An 18,097-nucleotide genomic window follows, 5' to 3' on the forward strand; every position below is an offset into this window, starting at 1 on the left:
GGCCGCTACTCGGCGATCGCAACGGACTGCGCGGCCGGGATGTTCTTCATCCCGAGGCTCGTGCAGTCCTGGTTGATGGTCGAATTGCCGGACCACTGTATGGTGTCGGCAACGACCTGGGTGCAGCCGTTCACGCCCGAGAAGTTGCCGAGATAGTTGACCTGCTGCCTCGGAAAATAGATGGCGCCGGTCAGAAGCGAGTCCGCGGTGCCATTGAAGGTGCTTTGCGCCGCCGTTCCCGTCCTGTCGCCGTAGAACAGCACACCCGAATAGGTACCCGAGGTCGGCGCGCTCAGCGTCACACTGGCGTTGCCGTTGATGCTGACGGTGTTGCTGCCGGACATGAAGATGGTCACGCCGGTGCAGGGCGAGGCGCAGGTGACTACAGCGCCGGCGTTTATCTTCAAACTGCCCTGCACGACATAAGTGCCGGATGACAGCGCGACATTGCCGTTGAGGTTCATGCCGCTACAATATGTGCCGGCCTGGAGTGTTTGCGACGTTTTGTTGCCGTTGACGTTCTTGCACGGATTGGTGGCGGCCGGCGCCGGCAGGCTGGCGAACGGGTCGGAGGCCGGCAGTGCCTGGGTGATCGCCGACTTGCAGACCATCGTCGGCGGATTGTTCAGCACGACGCCGCCGACCGTGATCAGGCAGTCGGCCTGGACCGCCGCCGAGCCCTGGATCTTGATGGCGTCGGAAGCGAGCGAATCCGACATGACCGAGCAGCCGCTGAGCTTGAGGCTGGTGCTGCCGGAAAACAGCGCTGCCTGCGAGGCCGAAGGATTGAGCGCCAGAACGCAGGCCTTCGACGCGTCGGTGATCAGCGCCACCGCCCTCGCCTGCTCCGGCACCTTGGTCTGCGTGAAGATGGAGGTGAACATGCGGTCGAGATTCTGGTTGAGGATCACCTCCACCGCCTTCTTGGCCGTGTTCGGCCCCGACGTCGGCGGGGTGTTGACGACGATGGTGCCGGCGCCCAGCCCGTTGGAGGTGGCCGATGAGGTGGCGGCGCTGGTGATGGTGGCGGTGTCGGATCCGGCGATCTTTTCCAGCGCGCCGGCATAGGCGGCCGCGTCGGCGATCGCCTGCAGCTTCAGGCTCGAATAGTACCAATAGGAGGTCTCGACGCCGAAGCCCGCGCCGCCGACGACGACCGGCAAGGTGAGCGCGAAGATGGTCGCGACATTGCCACCCCTGCCTTCGCAAAAGCGCCAAGAGGCGATCCGAGAAAAAAGTTGTCTGAAGAACCGACCTGAAAAGGCCATGACCGCGCGCCCAAGCTATCCCGGCCGTGACGACATCATTGCCATATGAATGAATGCCTAATTAATTCGGTCGACTTGCGCCGGTAGGACCGCAGCGGGCCGCTTCCCCACCTTGTGCCGCATGCATTAAGACTTAAGGCCTAACCAATCTCAGACTTAAGGTGTAAGTACCCGTAAAACCATATATTTTAGCACCTTCTGCATTTTAACCATTTTGCAAATCGGTCGTTGAGGCGGCGCGCCTATCACTCTTGCTTAGACGGCAAGGGCGGGCTCCATGTTTGGACGGTTTTGGGCTTCAAAGCGCGGCAATTTCGCGGTCGCGACCGCGGTCGCCATGGTGCCGCTGATGCTTGGCGTGGCGGCCTCCATCGACCTGACGGGCACCAGCGACGACGCCGCGCAGCTGCAGAACTCGCTGGACGCGGCCGGCCTTGCGATCGGCACCAAATACCTGCCGAGCATGTCGGCGAACGATGTCCAGCAACTCGGCCAGACCTTCTTCGCGGCCAATATGAGCGCGGCGGACGCGCAGGAGTATTCCGGCAGCCTCGCCGCCTTCCAGGTTGCCGCCAGCGGCGATCCGAGCGCCTATTTCCTTTCGCTGTCGTCGAACATCACCCGGCCGCCCGTGGTCAGCGTCATGCCGGCCTGGCAGGCGACGCGCTCCGCCCAGGTCAAGATCAAGCCCGGAGCGCAGGCCTGCGTGCTGGCGCTCGACCCGCATGCCGACGATGCGGTCAATCTGCAGGGCTCGACCAACGTGGCGATGACGGGCTGCGTGATCGCGGCCAATTCGGACGCCGCCGATTCCGTCAACCGGGGTGGCTCGGCGATCGTCAGCGCCGCCTGCGTCTCGACGGTCGGCGGCACGCAAGGGCTGACCCCGCCCAACGCCACGCTTTCCTGCGGCACCCCGCATGAAAAGCAGTATGCCTCGTTCGATCCGCTGGCCGACGTCGTTCCGCCCGCCTACACGCTCTGTCTGCCGGTGCCCAACGGCAAGACGATAACGCTCTCGCCTGGCACCTATTGCGACAAGACCCTGTCGGGGAAGATCACGCTCAACCCGGGCACCTACATCATGCGCAACGTCACCATAAAGCCGGGCGGCAATGGCAGCCTGAGCGGCCAGGGCGTGACGATCTTCCTGATGGAGAACTCGCAGATCTACATCAACGCCAACGAGCAGGTGAACCTTTCGCCGCCGACCAGCGGCACCTATCAAGGCATCACCATCTACCAGGCACACGGCAACACGCAGGCACTGACTCTGAACGGCGGATCCGGCTCGCTGGTGAGCGGCTTCATCTACGCCCCGGACGCCGTCATCACCTACGCCGGAAATTCGGACATGAGCGGCCAGGGCAGCTGCCTGCGGCTGGTCGGCGACACGATCACGATGACGGGAAACTCGGCGGTGAAATCGAACTGCACTGCCGAACTCGGGAACCGCGAAATGTATGCGGGACGGATGATCACTCTGGTGAAGTAGCGGCGGCCATAGCCGCCGCCCCTAAAATTCCGCGATGATGTCGGCGCCGGTCTGCTCGTCGAAGAGCACCGCACAGCCGCGCTCGAGCGCGACATGCGTCAGGGCGTTGGTCGCATCCTCGTCCGACGAGACGAAATCGCCGGTCAGCACGCGCAGCTCCTCGACGGCCTTCGACATCGGCACGAGGCGTCCGGCGGAACGGTCGCTCGTGCAGGCGTCGATGACGCATAAGAGATCGATGAGTTCGAAATTATCCATGGCGGCCTCCGCCCGGCGCATCCCTTCGCTCAATAAACGGCGTGAGCCGCGGACTGGTTCCCGCACCCGCTTCATCCCCGCGGTCTCGCCCGCGGTCTCGCCGGCGCGCGCTTGAGATCGAAGCGGGCGGGCAGGCAGGGCTCGACACAGGCCTTGCGCACCGATCCGGTCGCCATCGTGTCGATGGGGAGGAGGATCACCATTCTGGGACGGCGTTCAGGCCAGAGCGGCCTGCCAAAGACGATGAAGGCGCCGGCAACCAAACCCGCCAGAAGCAGCGTGGCAAACAGGTTCGCGATGATCCTGCCAGGTTGCATGGCCGGCACTCCGAGAGTTCTGGAGAGAAAGGGGTGCCCGCCATATCGCAGGAATGGCGGGCACGCCGTGGTCGACCGCCGATGAAGGGACTTTGTCCGGCGGCTTGCTAGGCAAATGAATTGACGGCGCTGTTGTTGCCTCGAAATCGGCGCCTCGGGCCTCTGCGTTCAAGGGGTGCGACTTCAGTCTGAACGAAGTCTCGGACCGTCGCCCGAGGGCCGGAACAATCGCCTCCCGCTGCCGTTGCCCGGCAATCGAAATCGGCGAAAGGAGAGGAAGCCATGGCCGACGGACCTACAGTTGTAAACACGGGCGGCGGCGGCGGCGGCGGAACCGCGGTCGCGATCGTTCTCGCCATCATCGTGATCGTCGGGCTGCTGTTCTTCACCGGCATCATCAATGTCGGCGGCGGCGGTGGCGGCGGATCGACCGACGTGAACGTCAAGATCGACACGCCCAAGATCGAGGCGCCGAAGACCGACACGCCGCCGGCCAAGACGCCGTCGACAGCACCCGCTGCTCCGGCACCGGGCCCGGCGCCTGCCCCTGCTCCGGCGAGCGGCGGCTGACCCTGGCGAACGCAACCAGCCGCCCTTGAGGGCCCTGGTTGCCGCTCCTCGGCCCGCGTGATCTTGGGAGGCGCGGGTCGCCCTCGGAGCGGTTCCGCCTCTGCAAATGGCGTCGAACCGCTCCAGGTGTCATCGATAGAATTCAAAACGGATATTCAGGCATCGGCGTCCATGGGCCGGTGACCAGGCTGCTGGTGCCATACCACCTGGCGATAATCCGTCAGTTCGACGACCTGGCTGCAGACCGGACAGACATAGCTGTCGCAGCATTGGCGAAGCGCCGGCGAGTCACGGCGCGCGGCGACGACCGGCGAAGCGCCTTTCACGGCTTGATCAAGCATCGGTTTCCTCCCTTGGTGATTGTCGATTACGCCGCCCAACTCCTCCCCTGCCCGGCTACGTTGCGCCGGGCGCGGCGAGCTGCGCGCTCGACCAAGCCTGGAATGATCCTGATGGGAGTTGCGAGAGCAGCGGCGGTATCGCCTGAGCCATTGCCGAGGGTTGCATCGAATTCTCCCTTTTGGGCGAGAACGGATGGATCCCTCAACCACCGTCGTGCCAGCGCAAGAACAGAAAGCACCGGACAATCGGGGACCGCACTAACTTCCGACATAGCGGGTCAAAAATCCACGCGGTGCGGCGGTCGTCCCCAATTATATTAGCAATACCTCATGCTAAGGCGTATCATCCCGCCGGCGGTCGCCGACGATCGCAACGTCTGGCTCCGCTTGCACCAGGGAGGATGCCATGGCCGAAACTGCCGTGAAGGTGACGAAACTCGAATCCAAATCGCACAACAACCCCGACGAGGTCCGCGCGCCCGCCAAGACACGCGTCGAGATCGTGCGGCTGCCGGGCTATACGCTCGGGCGGATGAACATGCAGCCGGGCTGGCGGTGGTCCGAATGCGTGAAGCCGGTGGTCAAGACCGACAGCTGCCAGGTCTCGCATGTCGGTTATGTCGTGTCCGGGTCGATCACCGTGCGGATGACCGACGGCACGCAAAAGACCTTTGAGGCAGGCTCTTCCTACACCATTCCGCCCGGCCATGACGCCTGGGTGGAAGGCAACCAGCCGTTCCAGTGCATCGAGGTGCTGAGCGCCGAGCAATACGCCAAGCCGGCATAGCGAAAGCAGGCGCCCACTCACTTTCAGGAACTGGGCGCGCAGGCGGCTGTCTGTCGCCTGCGCTGTATCCCCGCCGGGGAACGATGGACGAGCACAACTAGCGTCCTTTTCGTGGCGCTACGCCCAGGTTGTGGAAACCTGCACTTTGGCACGTGGCGGCTTGACACAGGCCCTCTTTTGTTCTCTTTATGTTCTAGTAATTCCCCTTACAAAAGGCGCAGCTAATGCTGCAATGCCACACAAATGGCCCTGGGAGCGCGCGATGCCCGCCACGAACGCCGCCGCCGCCGCCACCATCCTGCATGCCGATCTCGACGCCTTCTACGCCTCGGTCGAGCAACTGCTCGATCCGTCGCTGCGCGGCAAGCCGATCGCCGTCGGCGGCGGCGTGGTGCTGGCCGCCTCCTACGAGGCCAAGGTGTTTGGCGTGCGCGGCGGCATGCCCGGCCGCAAGGCGCGCGAGCTCTGCCCGCGGCTCATCTTCGTCGGCGGCCATTTTTCCGAATACCAGCGCCTCGGCGACGCCGCGATCAAGGTGCTCGACGATTTCACGCCGGTGGTCGAGCGCATCTCGATCGACGAGGCCTTCGCCGACGTCGCCGGCTGCACGCATCTGTTCGGCTCTCCGCAAGAGATCGCGCGAAAAGTCCGCCACCGGGTGAAGGCCGAACTCGGCCTGCCGATCTCGATCGGCGTGGCGCGGACGAAGCATCTCGCCAAGATCGCCTCGCAGGTGGCCAAGCCCGACGGGCTGGTGGTGGTCGAGCCCGGCACCGAGCTTTCATTCCTGCACGACCTGCCCGTCACGCTGATGTGGGGCGTAGGCCCGGCGACCAAGGCGAGGCTCGCCGAGATCGGCGTCGAGACCATCGGGCAACTGGCGCGCACGCATAGCGGCGCGCTGGAGCGGCTGATCGGCCATGCCGCCGGCCAGAAGCTTGCCGCGCTCGCCTGGAACCGCGACCCGCGCAAGCTCGAGACGCGTCGGCGCGCGCATTCGGCCGGCGCGCAATCGGCGCTGGGCAGGAAACCTGCCACACCCCGCGTCTTCGTGCCGACGCTCCTGCATCTTGCCGACCGCGTCGCCAGCCGTTTGCGTGCGAAAGACCGGCCGGGCCGCACGGTGACGGTGCGCGTGCGCTTCGCCGATCTGCGCGCCGTCACCCGCTCGATCACGCTCGACCAGCCGATCCAGGCGACCGCGATGCTGGCCGAGATCGCCGAGGAGCTAGTGCGCGGCGTGCTGGCCGCCCATCCGGCAGAGCGCGACATCTCGCTGCTCGCCATCTCGGTCTCGCATTTGGAGGAACATGCCGAGCTGCAGCTCGAACTGCCGCTCGGCCTGGCGGATGAGAAGCTCAAGCCCGGTAGCCGCAAGGGCCTCGCCCGCTTCGGCGCCGACAGCGCCATCGACAAGATCCGCCAGCGCTTCGGCAAGGAAGCCGTCGGCTACGGCACGGTGGCGCTGGAAGGCACGCGTTCGGTGCCGGACGGGTTCCGGGAACTGGCCGAGAAGGAGTTGTAGAAGAGGGTTCCTCGCCCCCGACATTCCGCGATTCCGCAGCTTGCCAGAAGCCCCACGCTGGGCTGGATTGTGCGCCGAAACAGCCCGCCCCAGCCGAACGATCGGAGTCTTTCATGGCCAGTGAGACGGCAGCGCCGGATACCGAGGCGGCGCCAGTTGGTTCCGACAACAAGGCCGAGCGCTACGATCTCGGGCTTTGCCTGTCCGGCGGCGGTTACCGCGCAATGCTGTTCCATGCCGGCGCGCTCTGCCGCCTGAACGAGGCCGGGCTGCTTAAAAAACTCGACATGGTGAGCTCGGTCTCGGGCGGCTCGATCGCCGCTGGACTGCTGGCGGTGCTTTGGCCGCGCTTCAGTTTCGTCGACGGCGTCGCCAGCAATTTCGACATCTATCTCGACAGGATACTGGAGTTCTCGAAGGTCTTCCTCGACGCGCCGTCGATCGTCAAAGGCCTGCTGAACCCGTTTTCGAGCGCGGCGCGCGAAGTCGCCGCCTGCTATGAGCGGCATTTGTTCCACGGCTCCAGGCCGATGCTGAAGAGCCTGCCGGAAAGACCCTGGTTCGTGTTCTGCTCCAGCAACCTCGATACCGGCTCGCTGTTTCGCCTGTCGCGGCGCTACATCGCCGACTACCGCATCGGTGTCGCCTACCAGGCCGACCTGCCGGTGGCTCTCGCGGTCGCCGCCTCCTCGGCCTTCCCGCCCTTCCTGTCGCCGCAGCGGCTCGACCTCACGCCGTTCACATGGACCAACGACAAGCTCGACCCTTCGGTCGGCGCGCCGGTGACGCCTGCCCGCGCCGTGCTCACAGACGGCGGCGTCTACGACAATCACGGCATCGAGCCGGCGCTGAAGCGCTGCCGCTGGCTGCTGGTCAGTGACGCCGGCGCGCCGTGGCAGGCCTCGAAGGCAGGCTATTGGAACTGGTTCTCGCAGCTGAAGCGCGTCGCCGACACTACCGACAACCAGGTGCGCTCGCTCAGGCGCCGCGATCTCGTCGCGCGATTCCAGGCGGCCAAGGACGCCGACGAGCGCGGCCTGCCCAATGACGCGACACGGCCCGACTATGCGGCGACGCGCGGCGTCTTCTGGTCGATCGCCAGCAAGCCGGACGCGACCGAGCCGACCTTCACGCAGACCGCCGCCACTGCGCCCGCGGACATCGGCACCTCGCTGCATTTCCTCGGAGCCAGGGAGACGGTCGACCTGGTGAACTGGGGCTACTGCGCCGCCGACCAGGCGCTGCGCGGCTGGTTCGAGCCGGCTGTGCCGGCGGGAAAGGGCGTGCCGCTGAAGCCGGGCGCGGTGAAGCCGGGGCGTTGCGCGAGGGTTTCGAAGAAGGTGATGGGTGCGTTCAAGGTTTGAGCTCTTTTCCTCGCCCCCATGAAATGGGGGAGAGGTGGCTCGGCGAAGCCGAGACGGAGAGGGGGAGCGCCCTACGAGGACCCCCTCTCCGTCCGCTTCGCGGCCACCTCTCCCCCGCCTCTGGCGGGGGCGAGGAACCCCAGCTTTCGCATGCTGGCGGGACAGCGACCCCTCTGCCCTGCCGGGCATCTCCCCCCTCATGGGGGAGATTGGCAGCACCTTCGCTTTCGCCAACCACCAAAGCAGTGTAAGACCTATCGCAGCGCCACGCCGCGCCTACCTCCCCCGAAAACCTGAACATACCTGACCGCCGCAAGGCAGGTGGACGATCCATTTTTGAACCAAGAGGCAGCCCATGCGAACCGCATCCTGTGCCTGCGGGCAACTGAAGGCCACCTGTGACGGCGAGCCGCAGCTCGTTGCGCAGTGCCACTGCCTCGACTGCCAGCGGCGCACCGGCAGCAACTATGGCATCGCGGCTTTCTTTCCGCGCGAGGCGGTGAAGGTTGAAGGCGACGCCAAGACCTTCAGGCGATCGTCGCACAGCGGACACGCGGTGACGTTCCACTTCTGCCCAGCGTGCGGCTCCAGCGTGTTCTGGGAGCCGGAGCGCAAACCGGACGCGATCGCGGTGGCGGTGGGGTGCTTTGGCGATCCGGATTTTCCCGCGCCGGCGCGCGTGGCGTGGGAGGAGCGAAGGCATGGGTGGGTGGCGGGATAAGGAGGAGCCGGCGCGCGAACCGCCAATCATCTCACCTTGGCGCAACCCAATCCGGTTCGTGCCCTGCCCGGCCCATGCTAACAGAGGCGCTTCCCGCAATTCCAATGGATGGATCAGGACATGGCAGGCGAAAAAGTAGCTCTGGTGACGGCGGGCGGCAGCGGCATGGGGGCGGCGGCGGCCAGCCGCCTGGCGGCGGATGGGTTCAAGGTCGGCGTGCTGTCCTCTTCCGGCAAGGGCGAGGCGCTGGGCAAGGAACTCGGCGGCTTCGGCGTCACCGGCTCCAACCAGTCGAATGACGATCTGAAGCGCCTCACCGACGGCGCGCTCGAACGCTGGGGCCGCATCGACGTGCTGGTCAACAGCGCCGGCCATGGACCGCGCGCGCAGATCATCGAGATCAGCGACGAGGACTGGCACAAGGGCATCGACACCTATTTCCTCAACGCCGTGCGGCCGACACGGCTGGTGACGCCGGTGATGCAGAAACAGAAGTCGGGCGTCATCATCAACATCTCGACCGCGTGGGCTTTCGAGCCGAGCGCGATGTTCCCGACCTCGGCCGTGGCGCGCGCCGGGCTTGCCGCCTACACCAAGATCTTCGCCGACACCTATGCCGCCGACAACATCCGCATGAACAACGTGCTGCCCGGCTGGATCGACAGCCTGCCGAAGACCGAAGAGCGGCGCGGCAGCGTCCCGATGCAGCGCTACGGCACGTCGGAAGAGATCGCCGCGACGATCTCGTTCCTGGCCTCCGACGGGGCGGCCTACATCACGGGCCAGAACATCCGTGTCGACGGCGGCATTACGCGGGCGGTGTAAGGTAGAAAAGCCTCAGATCATCCGGGCTTGCGGGAATTGAGCACCCACAGCACCCCCAGAAAGGTGACCGAGCCAACCAGGACAATCGAATTGCCGACCACGATGTTCCAGAACCGTGTCGGATCGTCCGCGAGCGCGACCCAATTCAACCTGCCCCGGACTTCGCCCATCTTGACGCCGCAGGCAATGTTGTAGATCGCGATGGCGGCGAGGGCCGCCATCAGGACAAACAGGTCGTTGTTCTTGTTGCGATCCATGAAGTCGCTTTAACAGCGCTTGGTGAAATATTGCTTACCTTGGGTAAGACGGCGGCCGGAGCAACGGCCGCCGCCTTGGCAGTCCTACTGGTTGATTTCCGGCTCGACGAGCTTGGCCAGGTTGCGCAGCGATTCCTGCCAACCGAGATAGCAGGCCTCGGCGGGGATAGCGTCCGGGATGCCGGCCTGGGTGATGTTGATCTCGGTGCCGACCGACACTTTCTTGAGGATCACGGTCACCTCGATCTGGCCCGGCAAATTGGGGTCGTCGAAGCGGTCGGTGTAGCGCAGGCGCTCACCCGGGACGAGCTCGACATATTCGCCGCCGAAAGCGTGGCTGTCGCCGGTGGCGAAATTGCGGAAGGACATCTTGTAGGTGCCGCCGACCTTTGCCTCGAGATGGTCGACCGTGCAGGTGAAGCCGTTCGGGGGCAGCCACTTGGCCAGCGCATCGGCCTCGGTGAGAGCGCGGTAGACCTTCTCCGGCTTGGTCGTCAGGACGCGGTGCAGGTGGATGGTGCTCGGCATGTCTCGATATCCTCTCTTAGTTGATCGATGCCCGAAGGACGTGCAGCCCCCAGCCGATCCGACAGAGGCTGTCAAATTTTTCGCTCGACCGCTACCGTGCCGTCTTGCAACGGAGGCAAACGACATGAGCGCTTCGATCAGGCTAGGCATCGTCGGTGGCGCTGGCTGGCTGGGCGGCGCCATCGCGGATGCGGCGCTGCAAGCCGGCATCGTGCAGCCGCAGAACCTCGCCCTCTCCCACCGCAGCGCCAGGCCGGATCGTTTTGCCGGCGCGTTCTGGACCGACGACAACCAAGCGCTCGCCGACCGCTGCGACGTGATCGTGCTTTCGGTGCGGCCGCGGGACTGGCCCGCGCTCGCCATCGACGCCAAGGGCAAGCTGGTGATCTCGGTGATGGCCGGCATCCGCCTTGCCGAGATCGGCGCCAGGCACGGCACGCGCCGCGTGGCGCGGACGCTGCCCAACGCCGCGGCCGAGGTCGCGCGGTCCTACACGCCATGGATCGCAAGCAGCGACGCGACCGGCGAAGACCGCGCCGTCGTGCGCGCGATCTTTTCGGCTTGCGGGAGCCAGGACGAGGTCGGCAGCGAGCGCGACATCGACTATCTCACCGGCCTCACCGGATCAGGCCCGGCCTTCCCCGCGCTTCTGGCCGACGCCATGATGCGCCACGCCATTGCCTTCGGGCTCCAGCCCGAGGTGGCGCAGCGCGCCGTCAACACGGTGCTGACCGGCACCGGCCGGCTGCTCGAGCTGAAGGACGCCTCGCCGGCCGACACGGTAAAAACCTTCCTCGGCTATCGCGGCACCACCGCCGCCGCGATCGAGACGATGCGCGCAGGCGGCTTCGACCAGGCGGTCGCAAAGGGACTGACGGCGGCGTTCGAAAAGTCGATCGCGATGGGCGAGGCGTAAGCGGGTTTCGACAGTCGTACGCCCCGCCATGCGCCGCGTCAGACGGCAATTTGAAGCGTGCCGTAACGTCTTACTTCAGCTTCGATTTCCCTGACCAACGTCTCCAGCGCGGGATTTCGGGAATTGCGCGCGCGCCTGATCACGTAGGCGAGGTCCGGGGGTTTTGGAAAATCCTTGTCGACGATCTCCATGCCGGGCTGCAAATGCCGCTGGCTCAGCAGTGCGACGCCGAGCCCCGAGGTCACGCCGGCGATGATCCCGGCCGCGCTGGAGCATTCGAACACGGTCTCGAACACGGCTCCCGCGTCCTGGCCGAGGTCCAGTCCCCAGCGCCGGTAGAAGCAGTCGTCGTCGAATGAGAGGAACGGAACCGGCTCGCCTTTGCGAAGGATCAGTTCGGGCGATTTAACCCAGTGCAGCGTCTCGCGGTACAAGAGAACGTCAGCAGGGCGGACCTCATGCTGAAACACCTGGACGATGGCGGCATCGAGGGCGCCGAGGCTGAGCTGCTCCTGCAGGACGAGGCTCATGCGAACCTTCGTGCGCACGCTCACCTCGGGGTAGAGCCGGCGAAACCGGCCGAGGATGCGTGCGAGGTCCGTGCAGGTGGTGTCCTCGGTCATGCCCAGCGCGATCTTGCCCTGCAGCGTGCTTTTCGACAGGCTCAGCACCGCTTCGTCGTGAATGCCCAGGATGCGCCGGGCGTAGCCCAGCAGATCCTGCCCGGCAGTGGTGAACATCGGCGCGTTGGCCTTGCGGCTGAGGATCTCGCAGTCGAGGCTCGCCTCCAGCCTGCGGATCTTGTGGCTGACGGCCGATTGCGACAGGCCCAGAATCTCGGCCGCGCGCGTGACGCCGCCATGCTGGTCGATCGCGACCATCGCCCGCAAGGCATCGACATCCAGCCGACGGTTCATCACTCCAGGCATGACAATCCTCGCTCCGCGCCGAGCCAGCACGCCATCATCTGACGCGAAAGGCGGTGAAAGGCAAATAGCCATGCCAATTTTTTCGCCAAATTCATGATCTCATCGAAATTTGTCATGTGCAAACCTGCCTTGGTGCCGCCATAGGTTGCCCGTGATCCGCTTCCTCGGCGCAAGCATCGCCGAGCCAAGAGAGCCCTGACCATATGCAGACCAATGCCCATCGCCTGGTATGGCCGCTCATCGCAGCCGCGCTGGTCGTCAGCTGGAGCTCCGGCTTCGTCGGCATCCGCTACGCCAGCGGGAACGCCGACGTCATGCTGGTCCTGTTCTGGCGGACCTTGATATCCGGATTGATCCTGCTGCCGTTCGCCCTGCTGGTCGGTCCGGGCATCGGCGCGCGTGCCCTGATCCAGCAGATGATCTTCGGCGTCGCGACGATGTTCCTCTATCTGGGCGGATTTGCCCTTGCCATCGGCCAGCGCGTGCCGACGGGGCTCGTCGCGCTCATTTCCGATCTCGTCCCTCTTGCCATCGCGGCGCTGTCGCAGCCGGTCCTCGGCGACCGGCTGACGGGGAGACAATGGGCCGGGACGGCCGTCGGAGTAGTGGGCGTGCTCATCGTCTCGCTGGACAGCCTGGCGCTGGGGACGGCTCCGGCCTGGGCCTATGTCCTAACGGTCGCCGCCATGATGGTCTTCGCGCTGGCAACGGTCGTGCAGAAGCGCATGCGCACGATCGATATGCCCATACATCAGAGTCTGTGCATCCAATGCCTGACGGCCGCTGTCCTTTTTGCCGCCTGCGCCGGATGGAACGGCACGCTGGCGCCGCCCGACGACGGCCGCTTCGGCTTCGGCATCGCCTGGCTGGTGCTGTTCTCGACCTTCTTCTGCTACGGCGTCTACTATATGAGCCTGCGCCTCTACACGGCCACGCAGGTCAGCAGCGTGATCTATCTCAGCCCGCCGGTGACGATGCTGTGGGCATGGCTGATCTTCGGCGAAACGCTTTCGACGGTGATGTTCGTCGGGCTCGCGGTGGCGCTGTTCGGCGTCTGGCTGACATCGTCGCGCCGCATGACTGCATCGAAGGACACCGTATCGAAGGACGGGGCAGGTTTGGGCTCGGCCGAACTGCCCGTCGGGTAGGTCCGATCGAGATCGACGCCAGCGCCGATCCAATCATGGACTTGAAGGAGGAGATCCCCATGAAGCTTACAGATTTCAAAGCGCTGACCTTCGACTGCTACGGCACGCTGATCGATTGGGAATCCGGCATGATCGAGGGGCTGAAGCCGCTGATCGAGCGGGCCGGCCGCGACCTGAGCCGCAACGAGATACTGGAGGCGCACGCCCGGCACGAATCCAGTCAGCAGAAATGGACCCCGCAAAAGCGCTACAGCGACCTCTTGTCGACCGTCTACAAGCGGCTGGCGGAAGAGTGGGGCGTCACCGCCACGCGAGACGAGTGCGTCGCCTATGGCGAGAGCGTGAAGGATTGGCCGGCCTTCGCCGACACCGCGGCGGCGCTGCGATATCTCAAGCAGCACTACAGGCTGGTGGTCCTCTCCAACGTCGACAACAGAAGCTTTTCGTTCAGCAACCAAAAGCTCGGCGTCGATTTCGACGCGATATACACGGCGGAGGACATCGGCTCCTACAAGCCTTCCGAGCGCAACTTCAATTACATGCTCGAAAAGCTCGCGACCCTCGGGATCGGGGCCGAGCAGGTCCTGCACACAGCCGAGAGCATGTTCCATGACCACGTCCCCGCCAGCCGGCTGGGTCTCAAATCATGTTGGATCTATCGGCGGCACGCGGATCAAGGCTTTGGCGCCACGATGCATCCCGGCGACATGCCGAAGGTGGATTTCCGCTTCGACAGCATGGCGGACCTCGCAAAGGCGCACAGCGAAGTCTTGCGCGGGGGCTGATCGGCGAGCCGCCAGGTCGTCTGTCGCGACTTCGATGGCCGAGGTGGCGCGCAATCCGTTACGGTTGGCCGCCTTGTCGCCCAAAGGATCAAAACTCGATCGACTCCACCAGTTGCCGAGCTTGGCGCAACTCCACTCCGGTTTCCGGGTCCTCCGGACTCAGGGAGGTGTAAGTAGCCAAAGTTACGTCGCGTCCATTCGACAGGAGCCACACCGCGACCAGTTGTTCTGGGCCGTGGGCCGCGCATCCGACCGCGTTGACGGGTCCGGCGCGCTCAACCGGCTCATCGAACTCATGAGGCAAGTTCGCACAGAAATTGGCGAGCATCTCACGCAAGTCGCCGATGATAATATTGGGTAGCTTGCCGCTCTTATACCGGCCTACCGAGAACTGGAGTGCGCCGACACCCGCGGGGCCAGCCAATGTCGGCGGCCACTTGTCATCCAGGTCGTCGGTTATGTCTTCCCATCCTTGCGGAAGCTCGAACTGCAGTCCGTGAAATTCAACTCGCATCGCATTCTTCCCGCCGGCGACGAACAAAGCGAAATCGCATTCCGGCTCGAATGTCCACCCGCCGCGCTTGCGGCGACTCGGCCCCTCGCTGACGCCGCGCCGGCCGATTGCGGTCACGCCCAGCATCTTGCCCAATATTTCAGCATGAGCTTCGCAATATTGAGTAAAATTGAGTAATTCAAGGTGTAATTATCGCGCTTAAATTGTATTAGAAACCCCTTATTATGTTCATTTCTAATCATTAATCGATGAGCGGTAATTTTTTATCTGTACTGTGAAGCGAATCCTTGGAACCATAGGCCGGCTTGCAGGTTGGCCTGAAAATCAGCCGCCACCAAGGAAGGAGTTGTCCGATGGGCTTCGTCGTCAACGCGATAGGCGTTCCTCTTTACTATAGCGGCGCTTCCAACCATTGGCTTTCGGCGTCCTCGCCCGGGACGATGAACGGCACCTCAGGCAACGACTCCATCTGGGCCGCCAGCGGCGTCAACGTCACCATGTATGGCGGCGCCGGCGACGACATCTATTACCTCTATTCGGCGGGCAACAAGGTGGTCGAGTACGGTGGCCAGGGCGTCGACACGATCAACACTTGGATGAGCTACTCGCTGCCGAACAATGTCGAGAACCTCGTCGTCACCAACGCCCACAACTATGCCTTCGGCAATGCGCTGGACAACATCATCACCGCCACGGCGGGCGGCCAGACCCTGGACGGCGGCGCGGGCAACGATGTGCTGATCGACGGCGGCGGCGGCGCCGACACTTTCATCATCGCCAAGGGCAACGGCAGCGACTCGATCATCAATTTCGCCGCGAACGATGCCGTGCGCCTCGATGGCTACGGGTTCACTTCCTTCGCCGCCGTCCACGACAGCATGATCCAGGCAGGCCCCAATGTGGTGCTGAACCTCGGATCGGGCGAGATCCTCGAATTCAAGAACACGACCATCGACAAGTTCCAGCCCAGCCAGTTCGAGCTGCCGATCGACAAGTCGGGCATGACGCTGTCCTTCAGCGACGAGTTCAACACGTTGAACCTGCACGATAGCCAGGGCGGCACCTGGAACACCAATTTCTGGTGGAACGGGCCCAGTGGCGGCTCGCTCCCCCAGAACAACGAGCTGCAATGGTACATCAACCCCAGTTACGCGCCGACGAGCTCGGTGCATCCGTTCAGCATCGACAACGGCGTTTTGACGATCACCGCGGCGCAGACCCCGGCCGACATCAAGCCGCTGATCAACAACTACGAATACACCTCGGGCATGCTGACCACGCATGACTCGTTCTCGCAAACCTATGGCTATTTCGAAATGCGCGCCGACCTGCCGGAGAACGCCGGCGCCTGGCCGGCCTTCTGGCTGCTGCCGGAAGACGGTTCATGGCCGCCGGAGCTCGACGTGATGGAAATGTACGGCCAAAAGCCGAATTCGCTGCTGATGACCGCGCATACCAACGAGACCGGACAGCACACGACGGTCGGATCCACGGTGAACGTCATGGATACCGCCGGCTACCACACCTATGGCCTGCTGTGGACGCCCGACAAGCTGGTCTGGACCTATGACGGCGTGCAGGTCGCGGAAGCGGCGACGCCGTCCGACATGGACAAGCCGATGTACATGCTGGTCGATCTTGCGATCGGCGGCCAGGCCGGCGCGCCGCCGGACCACCTCGCCACACCGGCCCAGATGAAGATCGACTATATCCACGCCTACACGCTGAACGAAGTGCAGCAAAGCCATTTGAACGTCACGAGCGAGCACACGGCCTAGGCGGGCCGGGGCGATGTTGCGGAAGAGCGCTCCGACCGAACCGTCGGTTTCCCTGCGCGGCGTGTTCCTGCGCGCCATCACCGATGTCGGCCTGTTCTCGCTGCTGATCAACCTGCTGCTTTTGGTGATCCCGCTCTACCTGCTGCAGGTCTATGACCGGGTGCTGCCCTCCTCCAGCGTCGAGACGCTGATCTATCTGTCGGTGATCGCCGTCGCCGCACTCGGCTTCCTCGGCTTCCTGGACGCCATCCGCGCCGTCTATACGCAGCGCGTGGCCGCCACCGTCGACGGCAAGCTGGGTGCCACGACATTCGCCGCTTCGCTCGGCGCCAAAAGTGCGCAGTCGCCGCTCACCGACCTCGCCTCGGTCTGCGCCTTCATCCGCTCGCGCGGTGTTTCGGTGCTGTTCGACCTGCCCTTCGCGCCGGCCTTCCTCGGCCTGCTTTATCTGATCCATCCAGTGCTGTTCTGGGTGACGCTCGGCGGTGCCGCGCTGCTTGTCATCCTGGTCGTGGCCAACCAGCTCGCCATCGGCAGGAACGACGCGCTTTCGGCGGAGCGCTCGGCTCTGGCCAGCAATGCCGAGCAGGCCTTTGCCCGCAACGCCGAGACGCTGCGCGCCATGGGCATGGTGGAGAACGCCGCGCGCGCCTGGGGCCGGCATGTGGCGGAAGCGCTCGTCCTGCACGACCGTTCGGCCGGCGCCAATGCGATCTTCAGCGGCGCTTCCCGGGCGCTGCGCATGATGCTGCAGCTGGCGATCCTCGGGGCCGGCGCCTGGCTGGTGCTGAAAGGCGAGATGACTGCCGGCATGATCTTCGCCTCCTCGCTGGTGTCGTCTCGCGCCCTGCAGCCGCTCGACCAGCTGATCGGTTCCTGGCGGCAGATCGGCGAGGCCAGGCACGCCTGGACGCGGCTGCGGGGGACGCTTGCGGCGCAGCCGGGAGAAGCGCGCAAGCTCACCTTGCCCGACCCGACCGGCGCGATTTCAGCGCAGGATCTTTTCTTCATCGCGCCGAATGCCACTTTCGGCGCCGAGCCCATCCTCAAGCGGCTGAGCTTTGCGATTCAGCCCGGCGAAGCGGTGGCGATCGTCGGCCCGAGCGGCGCCGGCAAATCGACGCTGGCGCGGCTGCTGGTCGGGGCCGCGCAGCCGAGCGGCGGCTCGATCCGGATCGACGCCGGCGAGCTCAGGACCTGGGACGCAAACCAGCTTGGCCGGCATATCGGCTATCTGGCGCAGGAGGTGGAGCTTTTTCCAGGCTCCATCGCCGACAATGTCGCCCGCTTCGACGAAGACGCCGACGATGCGGCAATCGTCGAAGCGGCAAAGCGCGCCGAGGCGCATGAGCTGATCCTTTCGCTGCGCGACGGCTACCAGACGATGGTGGCCGGGACGCTGTCGGGCGGCGAGCGGCAGCGGATCGGGCTGGCGCGCGCCTTCTACGGCAATCCGCGCATCCTGGTGCTGGACGAGCCGAGCACGCATCTCGACGGCGCCGGCGAAGCCGCGCTCGAAGCGGTGCTGGCGGCCGCGCGCGCCGCGTGCGTCACCACGATCGTCATCACGCATCGGCCCGCGATCGCCTCGGCCTGCGACCGCGTGATGGTTCTGCGCGGCGGCGTCATCGAGGCGTTCGGACCGAGCGCCGAGGTGCTGCGGCAGTCGACTGTCGACAAGGGCAAAGGCGCGCTGCGGAGCACGGTGGTGACCGGATCGTTCGCGCCGACCATCCGCGCCTCGCAGACCATCCGCCACGGGTCCTAGCCG

20 protein-coding genes are annotated in these 18,097 nt (G+C 64.8%); 12 read left to right on the forward strand and 8 right to left on the reverse strand.

The window, feature by feature from the left end:
* Positions 1-5: 5 nt before the first annotated feature.
* Positions 6-1,268, reverse strand: a complete 1,263-nt coding sequence (locus DPM33_RS26805) for a pilus assembly protein TadG-related protein (RefSeq protein WP_112100413.1) — start codon at positions 1,266-1,268, stop codon at positions 6-8.
* A 277-nt stretch (positions 1,269-1,545) separates the two neighbouring features.
* Here DPM33_RS26805 and DPM33_RS26810 point away from each other — a divergent pair, with 277 nt between their 5' ends.
* Positions 1,546-2,763: a TadE/TadG family type IV pilus assembly protein gene (locus DPM33_RS26810; RefSeq protein WP_112100414.1), complete on the forward strand. Its 1,218-nt coding sequence runs from the start codon at positions 1,546-1,548 to the stop codon at positions 2,761-2,763.
* A 21-nt stretch (positions 2,764-2,784) separates the two neighbouring features.
* Here DPM33_RS26810 and DPM33_RS26815 read toward each other — a convergent pair whose 3' ends face one another.
* Entirely contained in the window at positions 2,785-3,021 is a 237-nt protein-coding gene (locus DPM33_RS26815; protein WP_112100527.1) for a hypothetical protein, read from the reverse strand.
* Positions 3,022-3,092: 71 nt separating this feature from the next.
* A complete protein-coding gene (locus DPM33_RS26820) occupies positions 3,093-3,338 on the reverse strand; it encodes a polymerase (RefSeq protein WP_112100415.1) in 246 nt (81 codons plus the stop codon).
* A 282-nt stretch (positions 3,339-3,620) separates the two neighbouring features.
* On the opposite strand from DPM33_RS26820, the gene DPM33_RS26825 reads away from it, so the two are divergent.
* On the forward strand, positions 3,621-3,908 hold the full coding sequence (locus DPM33_RS26825) for a hypothetical protein (RefSeq protein ID WP_112100416.1): 288 nt from the start codon (positions 3,621-3,623) through the stop codon (positions 3,906-3,908).
* Between the two features lie 155 nt (positions 3,909-4,063).
* Here DPM33_RS26825 and DPM33_RS26830 read toward each other — a convergent pair whose 3' ends face one another.
* On the reverse strand, positions 4,064-4,249 hold the full coding sequence (locus DPM33_RS26830) for a hypothetical protein (protein WP_112100417.1): 186 nt from the start codon (positions 4,247-4,249) through the stop codon (positions 4,064-4,066).
* Between the two features lie 406 nt (positions 4,250-4,655).
* Between DPM33_RS26830 and DPM33_RS26835 the strand changes: the two genes are divergently transcribed.
* From DPM33_RS26835 to DPM33_RS26855, 5 genes are all read left to right on the forward strand, one after another.
* Positions 4,656-5,036 (forward strand): cupin domain-containing protein, encoded by a 381-nt coding sequence (locus DPM33_RS26835; protein ID WP_112100418.1) that lies wholly within the window; start codon positions 4,656-4,658, stop codon positions 5,034-5,036.
* 262 nt (positions 5,037-5,298) lie between these two features.
* Entirely contained in the window at positions 5,299-6,561 is a 1,263-nt protein-coding gene (dinB, locus tag DPM33_RS26840) for a DNA polymerase IV (protein WP_112100419.1), read from the forward strand.
* Positions 6,562-6,674: 113 nt separating this feature from the next.
* A complete protein-coding gene (locus DPM33_RS26845) occupies positions 6,675-7,925 on the forward strand; it encodes a patatin-like phospholipase family protein (protein ID WP_112100420.1) in 1,251 nt (416 codons plus the stop codon).
* Between the two features lie 355 nt (positions 7,926-8,280).
* Complete coding sequence (locus tag DPM33_RS26850; RefSeq protein WP_112100421.1) at positions 8,281-8,646, forward strand: GFA family protein; 366 nt, start codon at positions 8,281-8,283, stop codon at positions 8,644-8,646.
* A 120-nt stretch (positions 8,647-8,766) separates the two neighbouring features.
* On the forward strand, positions 8,767-9,471 hold the full coding sequence (locus DPM33_RS26855) for an SDR family oxidoreductase (RefSeq protein ID WP_112100528.1): 705 nt from the start codon (positions 8,767-8,769) through the stop codon (positions 9,469-9,471).
* A 17-nt stretch (positions 9,472-9,488) separates the two neighbouring features.
* Here DPM33_RS26855 and DPM33_RS26860 read toward each other — a convergent pair whose 3' ends face one another.
* Together DPM33_RS26860 and DPM33_RS26865 are read right to left on the reverse strand one after the other, a co-directional pair.
* On the reverse strand, positions 9,489-9,728 hold the full coding sequence (locus tag DPM33_RS26860) for a hypothetical protein (protein WP_112100422.1): 240 nt from the start codon (positions 9,726-9,728) through the stop codon (positions 9,489-9,491).
* An 84-nt stretch (positions 9,729-9,812) separates the two neighbouring features.
* Entirely contained in the window at positions 9,813-10,256 is a 444-nt protein-coding gene (locus DPM33_RS26865; RefSeq protein ID WP_112100423.1) for an SRPBCC family protein, read from the reverse strand.
* A 124-nt stretch (positions 10,257-10,380) separates the two neighbouring features.
* On the opposite strand from DPM33_RS26865, the gene DPM33_RS26870 reads away from it, so the two are divergent.
* On the forward strand, positions 10,381-11,172 hold the full coding sequence (locus DPM33_RS26870; RefSeq protein WP_112100424.1) for a pyrroline-5-carboxylate reductase family protein: 792 nt from the start codon (positions 10,381-10,383) through the stop codon (positions 11,170-11,172).
* A 38-nt stretch (positions 11,173-11,210) separates the two neighbouring features.
* On the opposite strand, the gene DPM33_RS26875 is transcribed toward DPM33_RS26870, so the two are convergent.
* On the reverse strand, positions 11,211-12,101 hold the full coding sequence (locus tag DPM33_RS26875; protein ID WP_112100425.1) for a LysR family transcriptional regulator: 891 nt from the start codon (positions 12,099-12,101) through the stop codon (positions 11,211-11,213).
* Positions 12,102-12,304: 203 nt separating this feature from the next.
* On the opposite strand from DPM33_RS26875, the gene DPM33_RS26880 reads away from it, so the two are divergent.
* Together DPM33_RS26880 and DPM33_RS26885 are read left to right on the forward strand one after the other, a co-directional pair.
* The gene (locus DPM33_RS26880; protein ID WP_112100426.1) at positions 12,305-13,249 is read left to right on the forward strand and encodes a DMT family transporter; all 945 of its coding nucleotides are present in this window, start codon (positions 12,305-12,307) and stop codon (positions 13,247-13,249) included.
* A 59-nt stretch (positions 13,250-13,308) separates the two neighbouring features.
* The gene (locus DPM33_RS26885) at positions 13,309-14,034 is read left to right on the forward strand and encodes a haloacid dehalogenase type II (RefSeq protein WP_112100427.1); all 726 of its coding nucleotides are present in this window, start codon (positions 13,309-13,311) and stop codon (positions 14,032-14,034) included.
* 88 nt (positions 14,035-14,122) lie between these two features.
* Here the strand turns inward: DPM33_RS26885 and DPM33_RS26890 are convergent, their stop codons facing one another.
* A complete protein-coding gene (locus DPM33_RS26890; RefSeq protein WP_112100428.1) occupies positions 14,123-14,674 on the reverse strand; it encodes a hypothetical protein in 552 nt (183 codons plus the stop codon).
* A 227-nt stretch (positions 14,675-14,901) separates the two neighbouring features.
* Here DPM33_RS26890 and eglC point away from each other — a divergent pair, with 227 nt between their 5' ends.
* Both eglC and DPM33_RS26900 read left to right on the forward strand, forming a co-directional pair.
* Positions 14,902-16,326, forward strand: a complete 1,425-nt coding sequence (gene eglC, locus DPM33_RS26895) for an endo-1,3-1,4-beta-glycanase EglC (RefSeq protein ID WP_112100429.1) — start codon at positions 14,902-14,904, stop codon at positions 16,324-16,326.
* Positions 16,327-16,339: 13 nt separating this feature from the next.
* Positions 16,340-18,094 (forward strand): type I secretion system permease/ATPase, encoded by a 1,755-nt coding sequence (locus tag DPM33_RS26900; protein ID WP_112100430.1) that lies wholly within the window; start codon positions 16,340-16,342, stop codon positions 18,092-18,094.
* The last annotated feature ends 3 nt before the right edge of the window (positions 18,095-18,097 follow it).

It is taken from the genome of Mesorhizobium hawassense (assembly GCF_003289945.1).
Classification (GTDB): Bacteria; Pseudomonadota; Alphaproteobacteria; order Rhizobiales; family Rhizobiaceae; genus Mesorhizobium; species Mesorhizobium hawassense.

What these genes read in the sequence shown, in the direction of transcription:
- DPM33_RS26805 (WP_112100413.1), bottom strand. Translation starts at nt 1,268, where the DNA reads ATGGCCTTTTCAGGTCGGTTCTTCAGACAACTTTTTTCTCGGATCGCC.
- DPM33_RS26880 (WP_112100426.1), top strand. Translation starts at nt 12,305, where the DNA reads ATGCAGACCAATGCCCATCGCCTGGTATGGCCGCTCATCGCAGCCGCG.
- DPM33_RS26850 (WP_112100421.1), top strand. Translation starts at nt 8,281, where the DNA reads ATGCGAACCGCATCCTGTGCCTGCGGGCAACTGAAGGCCACCTGTGAC.
- DPM33_RS26885 (WP_112100427.1), top strand. Translation starts at nt 13,309, where the DNA reads ATGAAGCTTACAGATTTCAAAGCGCTGACCTTCGACTGCTACGGCACG.
- DPM33_RS26820 (WP_112100415.1), bottom strand. Translation starts at nt 3,338, where the DNA reads ATGCAACCTGGCAGGATCATCGCGAACCTGTTTGCCACGCTGCTTCTG.
- DPM33_RS26815 (WP_112100527.1), bottom strand. Translation starts at nt 3,021, where the DNA reads ATGGATAATTTCGAACTCATCGATCTCTTATGCGTCATCGACGCCTGC.
- dinB (WP_112100419.1), top strand. Translation starts at nt 5,299, where the DNA reads ATGCCCGCCACGAACGCCGCCGCCGCCGCCACCATCCTGCATGCCGAT.
- DPM33_RS26900 (WP_112100430.1), top strand. Translation starts at nt 16,340, where the DNA reads ATGTTGCGGAAGAGCGCTCCGACCGAACCGTCGGTTTCCCTGCGCGGC.
- DPM33_RS26875 (WP_112100425.1), bottom strand. Translation starts at nt 12,101, where the DNA reads ATGCCTGGAGTGATGAACCGTCGGCTGGATGTCGATGCCTTGCGGGCG.
- DPM33_RS26825 (WP_112100416.1), top strand. Translation starts at nt 3,621, where the DNA reads ATGGCCGACGGACCTACAGTTGTAAACACGGGCGGCGGCGGCGGCGGC.
- DPM33_RS26830 (WP_112100417.1), bottom strand. Translation starts at nt 4,249, where the DNA reads ATGCTTGATCAAGCCGTGAAAGGCGCTTCGCCGGTCGTCGCCGCGCGC.
- DPM33_RS26860 (WP_112100422.1), bottom strand. Translation starts at nt 9,728, where the DNA reads ATGGATCGCAACAAGAACAACGACCTGTTTGTCCTGATGGCGGCCCTC.
- DPM33_RS26845 (WP_112100420.1), top strand. Translation starts at nt 6,675, where the DNA reads ATGGCCAGTGAGACGGCAGCGCCGGATACCGAGGCGGCGCCAGTTGGT.
- DPM33_RS26865 (WP_112100423.1), bottom strand. Translation starts at nt 10,256, where the DNA reads ATGCCGAGCACCATCCACCTGCACCGCGTCCTGACGACCAAGCCGGAG.
- DPM33_RS26810 (WP_112100414.1), top strand. Translation starts at nt 1,546, where the DNA reads ATGTTTGGACGGTTTTGGGCTTCAAAGCGCGGCAATTTCGCGGTCGCG.
- eglC (WP_112100429.1), top strand. Translation starts at nt 14,902, where the DNA reads ATGGGCTTCGTCGTCAACGCGATAGGCGTTCCTCTTTACTATAGCGGC.
- DPM33_RS26890 (WP_112100428.1), bottom strand. Translation starts at nt 14,674, where the DNA reads ATGCTGGGCGTGACCGCAATCGGCCGGCGCGGCGTCAGCGAGGGGCCG.
- DPM33_RS26835 (WP_112100418.1), top strand. Translation starts at nt 4,656, where the DNA reads ATGGCCGAAACTGCCGTGAAGGTGACGAAACTCGAATCCAAATCGCAC.
- DPM33_RS26855 (WP_112100528.1), top strand. Translation starts at nt 8,767, where the DNA reads ATGGCAGGCGAAAAAGTAGCTCTGGTGACGGCGGGCGGCAGCGGCATG.
- DPM33_RS26870 (WP_112100424.1), top strand. Translation starts at nt 10,381, where the DNA reads ATGAGCGCTTCGATCAGGCTAGGCATCGTCGGTGGCGCTGGCTGGCTG.